The following is a 15,049-nucleotide window of genomic DNA, read 5'->3' as shown; positions in this document are numbered from 1 at the left end:
ATCGCCCGGTGTTTCCACCCTTCTTTTCATGAGTTGCATGCGCTGGCTTCTGCCCCCCACACCCTCGCACCGCTGGGCCACTGCCCTGACTGCCATCGTCACTGCTTCGGCAGTGCCCAGTTACGCCCAGACCCAGGTCCTGGTACCAGCCCAGGCTCCCGTGCCGGGCAAGCAGCGCGCCCCCCGGGTGGAGGACGTCAACGCGCCCACCGTCGTCAAGGCCGAGGAAATCAATGGCCGCCCCGAGCGTGAACTGAACCTGGTGCGCGACGCCGAGATCGTCAAGGACCAGACCAGGGTGCAATCGGACTCGGCCTGCTTCCGCCAGGTGGAAAATGAAGTCGAAGCCGATGGCAACGTCAAGATCTGGCGCTTCGGCGACTATTTCACCGGCGACCAGCTCAAGCTGAACATGGACAGCGGCAAGGGCTATATGCTCAACCCGACCTACAAGATGGAAGCGAACAATGCGCAGGGCAAGGCCGAGCGCATCAACTTCATCAACGCGGACGAGGCCCAGGTCATCAATGGCACCTACAGCACCTGCCAGGGTTCCGACCCCGACTGGTACTTGCGCTCGAACACGCTCAACCTCGATTCCGGTCGCGACGTGGGCACCGCCGGCCAGACCGTCATCTATTTCAAGGATGTGCCGATCCTGGGCACGCCGGCGCTGTCGTTCTCGCTGTCGGGCGCGCGCCGCTCGGGCTGGCTGTCGCCCACGCCGGGCTTCGGCTCCAAGGGCGAGGCCGAGCTGCTGGTGCCGTACTACGTCAACATTGCGCCGAACCGCGACCTGACCCTGTATCCGAAAGTGATCCTGCGCCGTGGCCTGCAAATGGGCGCCAAGGGCCGCTACATGGGCGAGACCGATGGCGGCCTGTACGCGGGTGAAACCTATCTGGAATACCTGCCGCACGACAAGAAATACGTGCCAGCGTCGCCAGGCGATTCGACTGACCGCTGGACCGTCAAGTCGGTACACAAGCAGGCGCTGTCGGAAGACTGGTCGTATGGCTGGAATGTGCGCGCCTCGTCGGATAACAACTATCCCAACGATTTCTCCAAGACGGTGTCGAGCTCGACCGAGCGGCAACTGTTGCGCGAACTGCGCACCGACTACCACGGCGACTTCTGGACCCTGACCGCGCGCGTGCAGAAGTACCAGGTGCTGCAAGACCCAGAGGCGGCCACCGATGGCTCGCTGTTCGTTTCGCGGCCGTACGACCGCCTGCCGGCAATTAATTTCCATGCCGCGCAGTACGATGTGCTGGGCGGCTTCGACTGGGCGTTCGACAGCGAGCTCACGCGTTTCCACCATCCGACCCTGCTCAACGGCACCCGCCTGGTAGGCATCCCGCAAGTCAGCTACCCGATCATCGGACCGAGTTACTTCATCACCCCCAAGGTGATGCTCAACGCGGCCAGTTACCAGCTCGACAACCAGACCGGCGGCGGTTCGAAAAACCTGTCGCGCGCGATTCCCACGGTATCGATCGATTCGGGCCTGGTGTTCGAGCGCGACGCCAACTACCTTGGCAAGGAAATGACCCAGACCCTGGAGCCGCGCCTGTTCTACGTGCGCACGCCGTACCGCGACCAGACCCAGTTCCCCACTTTCGATACCGACGCGGCCACGTTCAACTTCAGCCAGATCTTCAGCGAAAACCGCTTCGTCGGCTCCGACCGTATCGGCGACGCCAACCAGCTGACCGCCGCGCTGGTGTCGCGCTTCCTCGACAGCTCCGGCGCCGAGCAGTTGCGCCTGTCGTTCGGCCAGCGCTTTTATTTCGACGACCAGCGCGTACAGCTCGATTCCTCCACGCCGGTGGTCGATGCCCACTCCGATATCTTGCTGGCCGCCAGCGGCCGCATTTCCGAGCACTGGACCTTCGACAGCGCGGTGCAATACAATCCGAGCCTGAGCCAGGTGTCGTCGCAAAGCTATACGTTCCAGTGGACGCCGGCGCAAAAGAAAGTGCTCAACCTCGGTTACCGCTACCTGCGCAACAGCTTCAAGAATATCGAGTTGTCGAGCCAGTGGCCGCTGTTCAAGCGCTGGTACGGCGTGGGCCGGGTCAGCTACTCGGCCCAGGACAAGAAGATCCTCGAAAGCCTGATCGGCCTCGAGTACAGCCATGATTGCTGGGTGTTCCGCATGGGCGCGCAGCGCTTCGTGACTACCTCGACCAAGGCGTCCACGCCGATCTTCTTCCAGCTCGAACTCAACGGCCTGTCGCACCTGGGCGTGGGTAGTCCGCTCGATGCGATGAAGAACAGTATTCCCGGCTACCAACGCCTGAACGAAGGCCGTTAAGCGGCATTAAGCAGATGTAACAAAGCGCCCGCTACCTGGCGCTTTGCGATATTTTCCAGCAAGGCACACGGTGCGCGTTGTTCATGCCGTGTGATTTTTACTACCTGACTCATGAGCGTTCCACCATGCGTAATGCGTACCAAATGAAAGTCCTCGCCGTCTTGCTGTGCAGCGTAGCCCTGAGCGGTTGCAGCCTGTTCTCGAAAAAGCCTGAACCCGCAGCGCCTGCCGCACCGGCAGCCGCTGCCGCGCCCGTCGCCAAGCCGGCCGCCAAACCGGTGGCCAAGGCCGACGGTTCCGGCTTCGTGCCGCCTGGTTCGTCGAGCAATGTGGCGATCGATTCGATCGTGGTGGTGGTCAACGACGACGTCATCACCCGCCGTGAGCTCAACAACCGCATCAAGACCGTAACCGCCCGCATGAAGCAGCAGAACGTGCAGATGCCGCCGGCAGTCGATCTCGAGCGCCAACTGCTCGAGCGCATGATCGTCGAACGCGCGCAAATGCAACTGGCCAGGGAAATGGGCGTGCGCGTCGATGACAACCAGCTCGACCGCGCCATCGCCCGGATTGCCGAGGCGCAAAAAGCCACGGTGCAGGACTTGCGCAACCAGATGGAAAAGGACGGCACGCCGTTCGCCGCGTTCCGCGAAGAGATTCGCGAAGAAATCATCATGCAGCGCCTGCGCGAGCACGAGGTCGATGCCAAGATCCAGATCTCGGACGCCGAGGTGGACAGCTACCTGGCCGCCCAGAAAGCTGCCGCTGCCGAGCAGTACGAGATCAACATCTCGCAAATCATGATCCGCATCCCGGACAACGCCACCGCCGAAATCATCGCCCAGCGCCGCGCCCGTGCCGAGGACGTCATGCGCCAGCTGCGCACCGGCGCCGATTTCGCCAAGACCGCCGCCACGTATTCCGACGCCAGCGATGCGCTGCAAGGCGGCGCGGTCGGCTGGCGCCAGCCCGAGCGCCTGCCGCCGGTGTTTGCCGAAGCGCTGTCCAAGCTCAGCGCCGGCCAGGTCACGCCGATCATCAAGAGCGTGGGCGCGTTCCACATCCTGAAGGCCGTCGATCGCCGCAGCGTGGCCGAAGCGCAAGCCGCCGCCGTCGTACAGCAAACCCATGCACGCCACATCCTGATCAAGGTCACGCCCACCATGAGCGCGGCCGACGCCAAGCGCAAGCTGGCCGAACTCAAGGAGCGCCTGGTCAACAAGGGCGCCACCTTCGAGGAACTGGCGCGCCTGTTCTCCAACGACAGCTCGGCCTCCAAGGGCGGCGACATCGGCTGGCTCTACCCGGGCGACCTGACGCCGGAATTCGAGTCCGCCATGAACGGCCTGAAAATCGGCGAGATCAGCGACCCGGTGGAAACCAGTTTCGGTGTCCACCTGATCGAAGTGCTCGAGCGTAAATCGGACGATGCTTCCAAGGAACGCGAACGCAATATGGCCCGCCAGGCCCTGCGCGACCAGAAGCTGGAAGAAGCGACCGAAAGCTGGCAGCGCGAAGTACGCGACCGCGCCTTCGTCGAGTTCCGCAACGAAGACGGCACCGTCGCCACCCCGCCGAAGTAACCTACTGACCTGGAGCATCCGTGAGCGCACATGCGAACACCGCGCATACTGCGCACACCGGCCTGCCGTCCACTCCCCAGCCACGGCGCAGCCGTCCGGCGATTGCCGTGACGGTGGGCGAACCCGCCGGCATCGGTCCCGAAATCTCGCTGCGCGCCGCCTGGGCGCGCCGGCACGAAGTCAATTGCGTGCTGCTGGGCGATGCCGCTTTCCTGTCCATGACGGCCGCCGCCATCGATCCCGCCATCCGCGTCTCGGCGCTGTCCCTGATGGCGGTGCGTAATGGCGGCTTGCCGCATTTCGGTCCCGAGCGTATCAGCGTGATCGACGTGCCGCTCGGCGCCCACGTGGTGCCGGGCACGCTGGACAAGGACAACGGCCGCGCCGTGCTGGCCACGCTCGACGCCGCCATCGAAGGCGTCCAGGCCGGCTGGTTCGAAGCCGTCGTCACCGCGCCACTGCAAAAAAGCACCATCAACGATGCCGGCGTGGCGTTTTCCGGCCATACCGAGTATTTTGCCGAGCACACCGGGACCGACCAGGTGGTGATGATGCTGGCCGGCCCGATGCCGGCTGCGTTCAACGCCGCCGACGAACCGGCCCGGCAGTTCCGGGTGGCGCTGGCCACCACCCACCTGGCCTTGAAAGATGTGCCGGCCGCAGTAAATCAGGATGGTCTCGCCCGCATCCTCGACATCATCGACCATGATCTGAAGACCAAGTTCGGCATTGCCGCACCGCGCATCCTGGTGTGCGGCCTGAACCCGCACGCGGGCGAGGGCGGCTACCTGGGCCGCGAGGAAATCGACACCATCACCCCGGCGTTGGACGCGGCGCGCACGCGCGGCATCGACGCCCTGGGCCCGTACCCGGCCGATACCCTGTTCCAGCCCAAATACCTGCGCGATGCCGACTGCGTGCTGTGCATGTACCATGACCAGGGCCTGCCGGTGCTCAAGTTCGCCACCTTTGGCCACGGCATCAACATCACCTTGGGCCTGCCGCTGATCCGCACGTCGGTCGATCACGGCACCGCGCTCGACCTGGCCGCACGCGGCCTCGGCCACGCCGACTGCGGCAGCATGGACGCGGCGATCACGGCCGCGCTCGGCATGGCCGACGCGGTCCGCAATGCCCGCCCCCACACTTCGACTTAAAGATAGAAAAATATGAAACACGTAGCCCGCAAACGCTTTGGCCAGAATTTCCTGCACGATAAATATGTACTGGAAGACATCACCTCGGCGATCGGTCCCGCACCGGACGACACGATGGTCGAGATCGGCCCCGGCCTGGCCGCCATGACCAAGGGACTGCTGCGCACGCTCAAGCACATGCACGTGGTGGAGCTGGACCGCGACCTGGTCGCCCGCCTGGAGAAGGATTTTTCACGCGAACAACTGACGATCCACGCTGGCGATGCCCTGAAATTCGATTTTGGCGCAATCCCGGTGCCGGCCGGCAAAAAACTGCGCATCGTCGGCAATCTGCCGTACAACATCTCCAGCCCCTTGCTGTTCCACCTGGCGGAGTTTGCCAGCCAGGTCGAGGACCAGCACTTCATGCTGCAAAAAGAGGTGGTGGAGCGCATGGTGGCCGAACCGGGCAGCAAGACCTTCGGCCGCCTGTCGGTGATGCTGCAATGGCGCTACGACATGAAGCTGCTGTTCGTGGTGCCGCCGGAAGCGTTCGACCCACCGCCGAAAGTGGAATCGGCCATCGTGCGCATGGTGCCGGTCGCCAATCAGCTGCCGTGTGACGGCGAGACCCTGGAAGCGGTCGTGCAAAAAGCGTTTTCGCAACGCCGCAAGGTGATCCGCAACTGCCTGGCCGGCATGTTCACGGAAGAACAAATCGTTGCCGCCGGCATCGATCCCACCCACCGCCCGGAAGTGGTGGGGCTGGCGCAGTACGTGGCGCTGGCGAATATCCTCAAGTCGGTCTGAACGACGGGCAAAAAAAAGCCCGCTCAGGGAGCGGGCTAAATCCAATTCCTTTGCAAGAAGTGGAGGAGACGAGTGCAGTATGCTGCGTCGCGGCATATCACGCCACTTTATTTTTCACATATCCAACATCATCAACGTGAATGTCGCCTCGTCCACTACCGACCAGCTTATGTCGGCTTGACGCACGTAAGGGTCAAGTTGGTGACCGAATTCGGGGCGCGGATCACACCATTCTGGTTCGTCAGGGTGCAAATCAGGTTCTTCGGCTGCGTCAGGATGCTGATACTGTAGACCTCGCCGTTGGTCAGGGTGGCTGCGGTGAAGGTGCCGCTGCTAGCAGTAGCACTGCTGATATCGACTCTGCTGCCACTGCCGTTGATCAGAGTGACGATGTTGGGAGTCGGGGTAGGTTCAGTTGCCGGTGGGACTGGGGGAGTAGTCTCCACCGACACCAGGCCCGAATACGTGCCGCCCACGGTATAAGAGTTCGGATCGCATCTGACCACCGCGCCGATGCTGACCGTGTAGCCGGCCGAACCCTTGCCGCCGGCCACGCCACAGGTAAAGAATTCCGGATTTTGACCGATCGTGATGTCGTACTCGGTGCCGTAGTCGATTTGCTGTGGGAAGGCAAACGACGTGGCGCCCTTGGGCACGACCAGCGTCTGGCCACCATTGACGAGCTGCAGACCATCCACGGTCAGTCCCGACACCGAACCTTGCACCGTGTATTGGGCTTTGCCGCCACATGCCGACAGTAAACTGGCCAGGGTCAGCGCGACTAGCGCGCCTGCGTACGAAAATTTCATGTATTTCTCCGGATATTAAGCTGTAGCGGCGGATAACTGCGGCGTCGTGACGTTAAACACACTTGACCTCGATGGCATCAAGCATGTCTGCGTTGCCAATGGTGCCGATGGCACCTTTGGTGACCGTGCATTGCTGACCAGTAGGTTGCTGCAGTATATTGATGCCGAAGTTAGATTTTTGGCCTATGGTTTTGGGGAATACAAAGGTCGTTGGATTGGTGGTCGATTTCGGTACGTTCACTGTTTCCGATCCATTGGCCAGCACCAGGCCGTCCGTAGTAAGTCCGGACACCGAGCCGCCCAGTTTGCGCTGTTTGGCAACGCAGGTGATCACAACGTAGTAAGCATTGTAAACGTTGGCCTTGCCTTGGTTGGCTGTCGGTGTGCAGACGGCGTAGTCGGGATTCTTGGTGACCGTTACATTGAAGTAATCGTCTACCGCGACCAGTTTTGGAAACGAAAAGGACGTGTACGACGTGGTCGGGTTCGTGGTCAAACCCTGGGTAATCGGTAGCACTTCGCCATTGCCAGTGTTGGTCAGCTCCAGCCCGTCGGCATCCAGCCCCGAGATGCTGCCAGATATTTGCAGGCTGCCGTCGCTGCCGCCGCAGGCGCTCAGGATGGCGCCGCACAGCAGGGCCACGCTTGAGCGCAGATACATATTTTTCATCAGATCTTTCTCCAAAACGAATAGGGGCCGGCAGCACGCACGTGGATAGCACGGGTGCAGCATCTTACACGGGTTTGAGCGGTATTTTAGTGCATTTGGTAACAGCGGTCGCCGCCATGGATGTAACAGCGTGTTAGTGCCGCATGCGGCGCCAGAGGCAGGCCGGCGGCGATCGGTGCGACAATAGTGGCTTCTGCCGACTCATAACGATGCCATCATGACCACTCGTACCCCGCAAGCCTTGCTGTTCGACCTCGACGACACCCTGTGGCCGATCGGCCCCGTGATCGCAGCGGCCGAACTGGGCTGGCACGCCTGGCTGGCCGAACGTGCCCCGCTGGTGACCGACAAGTATACAGTGGAGCAATTGCGCGCGCTGCGCATGACGCTGCTCGAGCGCCAGCCGGAGATGGTGGCCGACTTGTACCAATTGCGCCGCGCCGCACTCGAAGCCGTGTTTCTCGAGACTGGCGCCGATGTTGCCCATATCGACGGCGCCATGGCCCATTTCCACACCTTGCGCAACGCCGTCACCGTGTTCGACGACGTGTTGCCCGCACTTGAACAGCTGCGCACCATGTTGCGCCTTGGCGTGATCACCAACGGCAACGCCGACCTTGAAGTCATCGGCCTGCACCACCATTTTGAAGTGGCGCTGGCGTCGCACAGCTTCGGCCGCGCCAAGCCCGCACCGGAAATTTTCCTGGCCGCCTGCACGGCGATGGGCGTGGCGCCCGAGCACGCCATCTACGTAGGCGACGACTTGCGGCTCGACGTGCAGGGCGCGCAGGCGGTCGGCATGCGCGCGGTGTGGATGAACCGCAGCGGCAGCACCGCCCATCTCGACGCCGGCATTGTGCCTGACGCCATCTGCGCCAGTTTCGACGAACTGCTGGTGTGGGTGAAGGACCAGATGCGGCATAATAAGCAGGACTAACTAAGCAGGACCAACCCCAGGGACACTGAAGATAATCACCATGCAACTCGACACACGCGCCCAAACCCTGCTCAAAGCCCTGGTAGAACGCTATATTGCGGACGGCCAGCCGGTGGGCTCGCGCGCCTTGTCCAAGATCTCCGGTCTCGACCTGTCGCCGGCCACCATCCGCAACATCATGGCCGACCTGGAAGACCTCGGCTACGTGGCCAGTCCGCATACGTCGGCCGGGCGCGTGCCCACGCCGCGCGGCTACCGGATTTTTGTCGATACCTTGCTCACGGTGCAACCGTTCGACGAGCAGTCGGTGGAGTCGCGCATGCGCCTGCAGGCGCCGCAGCCGCAAAAAATGATTTCCAATGCTGCGCAGATGCTGTCGTCGCTGTCGCAGTTTGCCGGCGTGGTGCTGAGCCCGCGTCGCGAATCGGTGTTCCAGCAGATCGAGTTCCTGCGCCTGGGCGAAAAGCGCATTTTGCTGGTCATCGTTGGCCCCACTGGCGACGTCCAGAATCGCATGCTGCTCACCGATGTCGATTACAGCCCGTCGCAGCTGGTGCAGTCGGCCAATTACATCAACCAGAACTACGGCGGCCTGTCGCTCGACGACGTGCACCGCCGCCTGGCAGGCGAAGTGCGCCAGTTGCGCGACGATATGAGCCGGTTGATGCAGGTGGCGGTGGAGGCGGGCAGCGAAGCGATGGCCGACGACAAGGACGACATGGTGATCTCGGGCGAGCGCAACCTGCTGTCGGTCAGCGACCTGTCGAGCAATATGTCGTCGCTGCGGCAAATGTTCGACATGTTCGAGCAAAAGACCGGCTTGCTGCAACTGCTCGACATGTCGAGCAAGGCCAGTGGCGTGCAAATCTATATCGGCGGCGAATCGAGCCTGGTGCCGATGGACGAGATGAGCGTGGTGACGGCGCCGTATACGGCCAACGGCAAGATCGTCGGCACGCTGGGAGTGATCGGCCCCACTCGCATGGCGTACGAGCGGGTGATACCGATTGTGGATATTACGGCCAAGCTGCTATCGAACGCGCTCAGCCATAATTGATTAGCTTGGTTTGTGCGGGCAGGCGACCTTGGTGCAGTTACCATAGATGGCCAGGGCGTGCTCGGCGATGCTGAAACCGCGCTCCTTGGCAATCGCGTTCTGGCGCTCTTCGATGGCTTCGTCGTAAAACTCTTCCACGCGGCCGCAGTCGAGGCACACCAGGTGGTCGTGGTGCGAACCGGCGTTGAGTTCGAAGATGGCCTTGCCCGTTTCGAAATGATTGCGGTTGAGCAAGCCGGCTTGCTCGAACTGGGTCAGCACGCGATAGACGGTGGCCAGGCCCACGTCCATATTGTCGGCCAGCAGGATCTTATAAACATCCTCGGCGGTCAGGTGGCGGACGTCGCTGGTCTGGAAGATGTCCAGGATTTTAAGGCGAGGCAGCGTGGCTTTCAGGCCGCTGGCCTTCAGATCGGTTGGATTATTTCCCATGGTGGACACTCTTATTCTGGTTGGCGATTAGCTAGCCCGTAGTTTAACGCACTCCGCGCCGCGCCGCACACAATCTGCCGCCATCTTGCAGCCCTGGCGGTTTTTTGGCATTTGCAAACTTTTACACTTGCGCCTTGCAAAACAAGGACATATCAGGGATTGTGCTTTATGATATGGCGTTTTTTGGCATTCCGCTTGACCAGATTGAGGACATTTATGCGCGTCACCCAGGCTTTATCGCAGTCGTTGTTGCACGGTTCTACTTCCAAGGTGGTCGCATGTGTCGTGCTGGCCGCAGCGCTGGGTGGCTGCGCTTCCAAAACCACGCTGGGCGAAAGATCGAACGAGGTCAAGGACGCCGAGCCGACGCTGGACGCCAGCAAGGGCGCACAGACCACCACCATCACCAAGCTGCAACGCTTCATGTGGTTCTTCTCGCCGTACCGTCCCGACATCCAGCAAGGTAACTTCGTCTCGGAAGAAATGCTGAACCAGCTCAAGGTGGGCATGACGCGCGACCAGGTCCGCTTCATCTTCGGTACCGCGCTGCTGGCCGACCCGTTCCACGCCAACCGCTGGGACTACGCGTTCCGCATGGCCAAGGGCAGCGGCGAAATCACCACCAGCCGCGTGATCGTGTTCTTCGACAAGGACGGCAAGGTCGAGCGCTGGGAAGGCGGCAACCTGCCGACCGAAAAAGAATACATTGCCCGCATCGCCGGCCCGGCGCCGAAGATCAAGAAGAACCAGGACGCGCCCGAGAACAAGCCGGCCCCGTCCACAGCACCACTGCCAGCGGGCAGCGACAAGGCCAATGCCGCGCCGGTTGGCGTGGGTGTGAGCACAGAAACGAAATAAGCAAGGAAACAGCATGACCGAGATGAATATCGCCATTGCCGGCGCCGGTGGCCGCATGGGCCGCATCCTGATCGAATCCGTCCAGCAGGCCGACGATGCCCGCCTGGCCGGCGCCCTCAACCACGCCGGTGCACCCGGTGTGGGCGAAGATGCCGCCGCCTTCCTCGGCCAGCCGGCCGGCGTGATCGTGGAATCGGACCTGGCGCGCGGCCTGGCCGATGCCCAATACCTGATCGACTTCACCCGTCCCGAAGGCACGCTCGACCACCTGGCCTACTGCGCCGAACACGGCATCAAGCTGGTGATCGGCACCACCGGTTTCGATGAGGCCGGCAAGGCAGCGATTGCCGAGGCGGCCAAGAAAACCGCGATCGTGTTCTCGCCCAACTTCAGCGTGGGCGTCAATGTCACCATGAAGCTGCTCGAGCAGGCGGCCAAGGCGCTGTCCACCGGCTACGACATCGAAGTGGTCGAAGCCCACCACCGTTTTAAAGTGGACGCACCGTCCGGCACCGCGCTGAAAATGGGCGAAGTGATTGCCGATGCACTGGGCCGCGACCTGAAAGAATGCGGCGTGTTCGCGCGCGAAGGCGTGACCGGCGAGCGCGACCCGTCCTCGATCGGCTTTGCCACCATCCGTGGCGGCGATATCGTCGGTGACCACACCGTGCTGTTTGCCGGCATCGGCGAGCGTATCGAGATCAGCCATAAATCGAGCAGCCGCGTCACCTACGCCCACGGCGCACTGCGTGCCTGCCGCTTCCTGGCCGACAAGCCGACCGGCCTGTTCGACATGTACGACGTGCTGTCCCTTAACGGTTAAGCGGGCAAGCACCCGTGGCCGGCAACTTCTCGCTGTCGCACTTCTGGGCGCAAGCCGATGCGGTCAGCCACGCGGTCGCGCTGGTGCTGCTGGCCATGTCGCTGGTGAGCTGGTTCTTCATCCTGGCCAAGCTGTACGGCGCGGTGCGCATCCGCCGCAGCGCGCCGGCCGTGCAAGCGTTCTGGGACGCACCCACCATGGCCGACGGCGTCGCCACCCTGGCGCTGGCCGACCCCGAAAGCATCTTCGTGCCGCTGGCCCGGCAGGGCGCGGCGCAACTGGTCGTGCCCGACCATCCCACCCTCGGTGGCGAGATGGACCGTTCGGCACAGATCACGCGCGTGCTGCGCGCGGCGATCCAGCATTCCACCAACCGCCTCGAAGGCGGCCTGACCCTGCTGGCGTCGATCGGCGCGACCGCGCCATTTGTGGGACTGTTGGGGACGGTGTGGGGGATTTACCATGCGCTGGCTAATATCTCGACCAGCGGCGCCATGCAGCTCGACAAGGTGGCCGGCCCGGTGGGCGAGGCGCTGGTGATGACGGCCGTGGGCCTGACGGTGGCGATTCCCGCCGTGCTGGCGTATAACGCCTTCAACCGCGTCAACCGCCTGACCCTGGCCGAACTCGACGCGTTCGCCCACGACCTGCACGCGTACCTGGTCAAAAAATGAGCTTCGGCGCTTTCAACCACCACCGCCAGCCCGGCCCCATGGCCGACATCAACGTCACGCCGATGGTGGACGTGATGCTGGTGCTGCTGGTGATTTTCATCCTCGGTGCGCCGGTGTGGACCAGTTCGGTCCAACTGGAGTTGCCCAAGGCGCAGGCGCAAAGCGCGCCGCCAGCGCCGGCCACGACCGTGACGGTGGCGATCGACGCCAAGGGGCAGGTGTACTGGAACAACGAGGCGGTGGCGCCCAAGGTGCTCGAGCAGCGCCTGGTGGAGGCGGCCAAGCTGGACGTGCAGCCCGAGCTGCAACTGCGCGCCGACAAGGACACCCGTTACGAGGTGGTGGCGCAGGTGATGGCTGCCGCGCAAACGCACGGATTAACCAAATTGGGTTTCGTTACCGATCCCGGAAAAACAGAGAGTAAATAATGGCAACCGCACAACTGAACGGCGCAGCAATCCTTGATGCCGCAAGCTTCCATGCGGCCTGCAAGGCAGCACTGGGTTTTCCCGACAGCTACGGCAACACCATGGATGCCTGGATCGATTGCCTGAGCTACCTGCGCGACGACGACAACATGAGCAAATTCAAGCTCAAGCCCAACGAAGTGCTGGAAATCGTCATCACCGACTCGGCCGCCCTGACGGCCGCCGCGCCCGATCTGCTGGAAGAAGTCAGCTACTGCGTGGCCGGCATCAACGACCGTTATGACGACTACGGCGAGAAGCCGGCCTTGAAGCTGACCTTGAAATAAACCAGCCCGACCGTACCGGCGGCTGCCTTGGGGGACCTCGAAAAACCGTAGCGGGTCGCGCAGCAGGTTTTTCGAGGTCCCCTCAACCGACGATGGGAATGTCGGCCTTGGCGCCAGTCTCGCCCGGCGCCAGCGTCAGTACTTCGAAACCGGTCTCGGTCACCGTTACCATGTGTTCCCACTGCGCCGACAGCGACTGGTCGCGCGTTTCCACGGTCCAGCCGTCATCAAGCTCCTTGGTGGCCGCGCGACCGGCGTTGATCATCGGCTCGATGGTAAACAGCATGCCCGGTTTCAGGATCAGTCCCTGGCCGGGACGACCGTAATGCGTCACTTGCGGGTCTTCGTGGTAGGTCATGCCGATGCCGTGGCCGCAATAATCAAGCACCACGCTGAAGCCCGCTTTTTCTGCCACGGTCTGGATCGCAAAGCCGACGTCGCCGAGCGTAGCGCGCGGTTTGACGGCGCGGATGCCGGCCCACATTGCCGCGTACGTCGTTTCCACCAGCTTGCGCGCAGCCTTGGACGGTTCGCCCACGTAGTACATGCGGCTGGTGTCGCCGTGCCAGCCATCCTTGATGACGGCCACGTCGATGTTGATGATGTCGCCATCTTTCAAAATCTCGGTCGCGGACGGAATGCCGTGGCACACCACCTGGTTGACCGAGCTGCACACGGTGGCCGGGAAACCGCCGTAGCCGACATTGGCCGGCGTAACTTTCTGCACATTGACGATGTAGTCGTTGCACAGCTGGTCGAGGTAGGCCGTGGTCACGCCGGGTTTGATGTGCGGCCCGATCATCGTCAGCACGTCGGCCGCCAGTTGGGCGGCGACGCGCGCCAGGACGATTTGTTCGGGCGACTTGATCAGATTGGCGTTGCGGCGGGACATGACTACCTCTTTCTTAGGGCAAAGGGGCGTAGTTTGCCACAAACAGAGGTCATCAGTCTCAGCGAACGGCGGCCGGATCGAAGTGCGGGTTATAAATCAGGCACAGCAAATTACCGAACGGGTCGGCCAATTCCACCGTCTTGATGCCTTCTCCCACTTCCTCGATGGCGCCGTGCACGGTGGCGCCGAGCGCCACCAGGCGGTCGGTTTCGGCCTCGATATCGTCCACGCCCCAGTACACCATGCTGCCCGCGTGGGCGGCGGTGAATTTCTCGGCCGGAATCAGGCCCAGCTCGAAACCGCCGATGGCGAAGCCGACATAAAACGGCTGGTCGAAATACGCTGCCGTCTCGAATGCCTTGGCGTACCAGTCGCGGGCGGCGGCCAAGTCGGCCACCGGGTACACCACCGTGCGCAGTCCCTTGATCATGTTTGTCTCCTCAATGATATGAAAAACACCATCTTGGCATAAAACAGGGACCGGCGATTGTAAAAATGGAAGCGTGTTTTTAGTGGCTGTTCAGGGTAGCGAGCGTCTGCTCGTAGCGGTTTTCCTTTTCCGCGTTGCGCAGGAACAGCACGCGCTGCACCAGTACTTCGGCCGGCGTGGGGCTGGCTGTGAGCAGGGTGATCACCTCATCGATATAGTCGGCCAGCGGCAGGTAGCCCTCGCGCGTGGCCTGGCCCGGGGTCAGGTCGGTTTGTACGGCCGGCGGCGCCAGTTCGATCACTTCCACCGCACCTTTTAGCACCTCGCGCAGCGCCACCGTGTACGAATGCAGCGCCGCCTTGGTGGCGTTGTAGGTGGGCGTGACCAGCAGCGGCACGAACGCCAGGCCCGACGTGGTGTTGATGATGGCGGCATCGGCCTGCTGGCGCAGGTGATCGGTCAGCGCGTTGATCAGGCGGATCGGCCCCAGCAGGTTGGTGGTAATTGTCGCCTCGGCATCGGTCAGATCGCGCCGCTTGCTGGCATCCTCAAAGCGCATGATGCCGGCGTTGTTGATCAGGACATTGAGGGCAGGGTGGTCGGCCACGACCTGGCGGGCGAACGCGTCGATGGCATCGGCGTTGTCGGCGTCGAATTGCACCGGCACGATGTTGGCGCGGCCGGCGGCCGCTTGTTGCAGCACATCCTGCCGGCGGCCGGCGATGATGACGGTATTGCCCAGGTCGTGCAAGCGATGGGCCAGCGCCTCGCCGATGCCGCTGCCGCCGCCGGTGATCAAGATGGTGTTTCCAGTCGATTTCATGGTCAGTCCTCCTGTGAATGTGGGACCAGTGTACAAAGGACAGG

At 62.4% G+C, this 15,049-nt stretch carries 17 protein-coding genes; 11 read left to right on the top strand and 6 right to left on the bottom strand.

The features are described from left to right. Positions 1-37: 37 nt before the first annotated feature. From F8197_RS26805 to rsmA, 4 genes are all read left to right on the top strand, one after another. On the top strand, positions 38-2,317 hold the full coding sequence (locus F8197_RS26805; RefSeq protein WP_227012436.1) for an LPS-assembly protein LptD: 2,280 nt from the start codon (positions 38-40) through the stop codon (positions 2,315-2,317). A gap of 143 nt (positions 2,318-2,460) precedes the next feature. Continuing rightward, positions 2,461-3,900: a peptidylprolyl isomerase gene (locus F8197_RS26800; RefSeq protein ID WP_152884972.1), complete on the top strand. Its 1,440-nt coding sequence runs from the start codon at positions 2,461-2,463 to the stop codon at positions 3,898-3,900. Positions 3,901-3,962: 62 nt separating this feature from the next. Further along, positions 3,963-5,057, top strand: a complete 1,095-nt coding sequence (gene pdxA, locus F8197_RS26795) for a 4-hydroxythreonine-4-phosphate dehydrogenase PdxA (protein WP_152885132.1) — start codon at positions 3,963-3,965, stop codon at positions 5,055-5,057. Positions 5,058-5,069: 12 nt separating this feature from the next. After that, positions 5,070-5,846, top strand: a complete 777-nt coding sequence (gene rsmA / locus F8197_RS26790) for a 16S rRNA (adenine(1518)-N(6)/adenine(1519)-N(6))-dimethyltransferase RsmA (RefSeq protein WP_152884970.1) — start codon at positions 5,070-5,072, stop codon at positions 5,844-5,846. A 167-nt stretch (positions 5,847-6,013) separates the two neighbouring features. On the opposite strand, the gene F8197_RS26785 is transcribed toward rsmA, so the two are convergent. Further along, positions 6,014-6,655 carry a hypothetical protein gene (locus F8197_RS26785; protein ID WP_152884968.1) on the bottom strand — a complete coding sequence of 214 codons (642 nt, stop codon included), beginning with the start codon at positions 6,653-6,655 and terminating at the stop codon, positions 6,014-6,016. Between the two features lie 52 nt (positions 6,656-6,707). Further along, the gene (locus F8197_RS26780; RefSeq protein ID WP_152884967.1) at positions 6,708-7,325 is read right to left on the bottom strand and encodes a hypothetical protein; all 618 of its coding nucleotides are present in this window, start codon (positions 7,323-7,325) and stop codon (positions 6,708-6,710) included. A gap of 217 nt (positions 7,326-7,542) precedes the next feature. Here F8197_RS26780 and F8197_RS26775 point away from each other — a divergent pair, with 217 nt between their 5' ends. After that, positions 7,543-8,262, top strand: coding sequence for an HAD family hydrolase (locus tag F8197_RS26775; RefSeq protein ID WP_193333581.1), 720 nt, complete (start codon positions 7,543-7,545; stop codon positions 8,260-8,262). Positions 8,263-8,302: 40 nt separating this feature from the next. Beyond that, positions 8,303-9,319, top strand: coding sequence for a heat-inducible transcriptional repressor HrcA (gene hrcA, locus F8197_RS26770; protein ID WP_019923663.1), 1,017 nt, complete (start codon positions 8,303-8,305; stop codon positions 9,317-9,319). Here the strand turns inward: hrcA and fur are convergent, their stop codons facing one another. Further along, a complete protein-coding gene (fur, locus tag F8197_RS26765) occupies positions 9,320-9,751 on the bottom strand; it encodes a ferric iron uptake transcriptional regulator (protein ID WP_056138182.1) in 432 nt (143 codons plus the stop codon). Between the two features lie 216 nt (positions 9,752-9,967). On the opposite strand from fur, the gene F8197_RS26760 reads away from it, so the two are divergent. Genes F8197_RS26760 through F8197_RS26740 form a run of 5 tightly spaced genes read left to right on the top strand, consistent with a single transcriptional unit; the run spans position 9,968 to position 12,860 of the window. Beyond that, the gene (locus tag F8197_RS26760; RefSeq protein ID WP_152884965.1) at positions 9,968-10,609 is read left to right on the top strand and encodes an outer membrane protein assembly factor BamE; all 642 of its coding nucleotides are present in this window, start codon (positions 9,968-9,970) and stop codon (positions 10,607-10,609) included. A 13-nt stretch (positions 10,610-10,622) separates the two neighbouring features. After that, a complete protein-coding gene (dapB, locus tag F8197_RS26755; protein ID WP_056138176.1) occupies positions 10,623-11,432 on the top strand; it encodes a 4-hydroxy-tetrahydrodipicolinate reductase in 810 nt (269 codons plus the stop codon). 14 nt (positions 11,433-11,446) lie between these two features. Next, complete coding sequence (locus F8197_RS26750) at positions 11,447-12,106, top strand: MotA/TolQ/ExbB proton channel family protein (protein ID WP_373996994.1); 660 nt, start codon at positions 11,447-11,449, stop codon at positions 12,104-12,106. Beyond that, positions 12,103-12,534 carry a biopolymer transporter ExbD gene (locus tag F8197_RS26745; protein WP_152884963.1) on the top strand — a complete coding sequence of 144 codons (432 nt, stop codon included), beginning with the start codon at positions 12,103-12,105 and terminating at the stop codon, positions 12,532-12,534. Before F8197_RS26750 ends, F8197_RS26745 begins: the two co-directional genes overlap by 4 nt. Then, positions 12,534-12,860, top strand: a complete 327-nt coding sequence (locus F8197_RS26740; protein WP_152884961.1) for a barstar family protein — start codon at positions 12,534-12,536, stop codon at positions 12,858-12,860. Before F8197_RS26745 ends, F8197_RS26740 begins: the two co-directional genes overlap by 1 nt. An 82-nt stretch (positions 12,861-12,942) precedes the next feature. Here the strand turns inward: F8197_RS26740 and map are convergent, their stop codons facing one another. The 3 genes from map to F8197_RS26725 all read right to left on the bottom strand — a co-directional run bounded on the left by map (position 12,943) and on the right by F8197_RS26725 (position 15,005). After that, entirely contained in the window at positions 12,943-13,752 is an 810-nt protein-coding gene (gene map / locus F8197_RS26735) for a type I methionyl aminopeptidase (RefSeq protein WP_019923670.1), read from the bottom strand. Positions 13,753-13,810: 58 nt separating this feature from the next. After that, the gene (locus tag F8197_RS26730; protein ID WP_152884959.1) at positions 13,811-14,182 is read right to left on the bottom strand and encodes a VOC family protein; all 372 of its coding nucleotides are present in this window, start codon (positions 14,180-14,182) and stop codon (positions 13,811-13,813) included. A 79-nt stretch (positions 14,183-14,261) separates the two neighbouring features. Continuing rightward, positions 14,262-15,005: an SDR family oxidoreductase gene (locus F8197_RS26725; RefSeq protein WP_152884957.1), complete on the bottom strand. Its 744-nt coding sequence runs from the start codon at positions 15,003-15,005 to the stop codon at positions 14,262-14,264. Between the last annotated feature and the right edge of the window lie 44 nt (positions 15,006-15,049).

Origin of the sequence: Duganella sp. FT27W (genome assembly GCF_009295655.1) — a bacterium.
Classification (GTDB): domain Bacteria; phylum Pseudomonadota; class Gammaproteobacteria; order Burkholderiales; family Burkholderiaceae_D; genus Rugamonas; species Rugamonas zoogloeoides.
The sequence above is the reverse complement of the archived record's forward strand: the minus strand, read 5'-3'. Positions and strand labels throughout refer to the sequence as shown.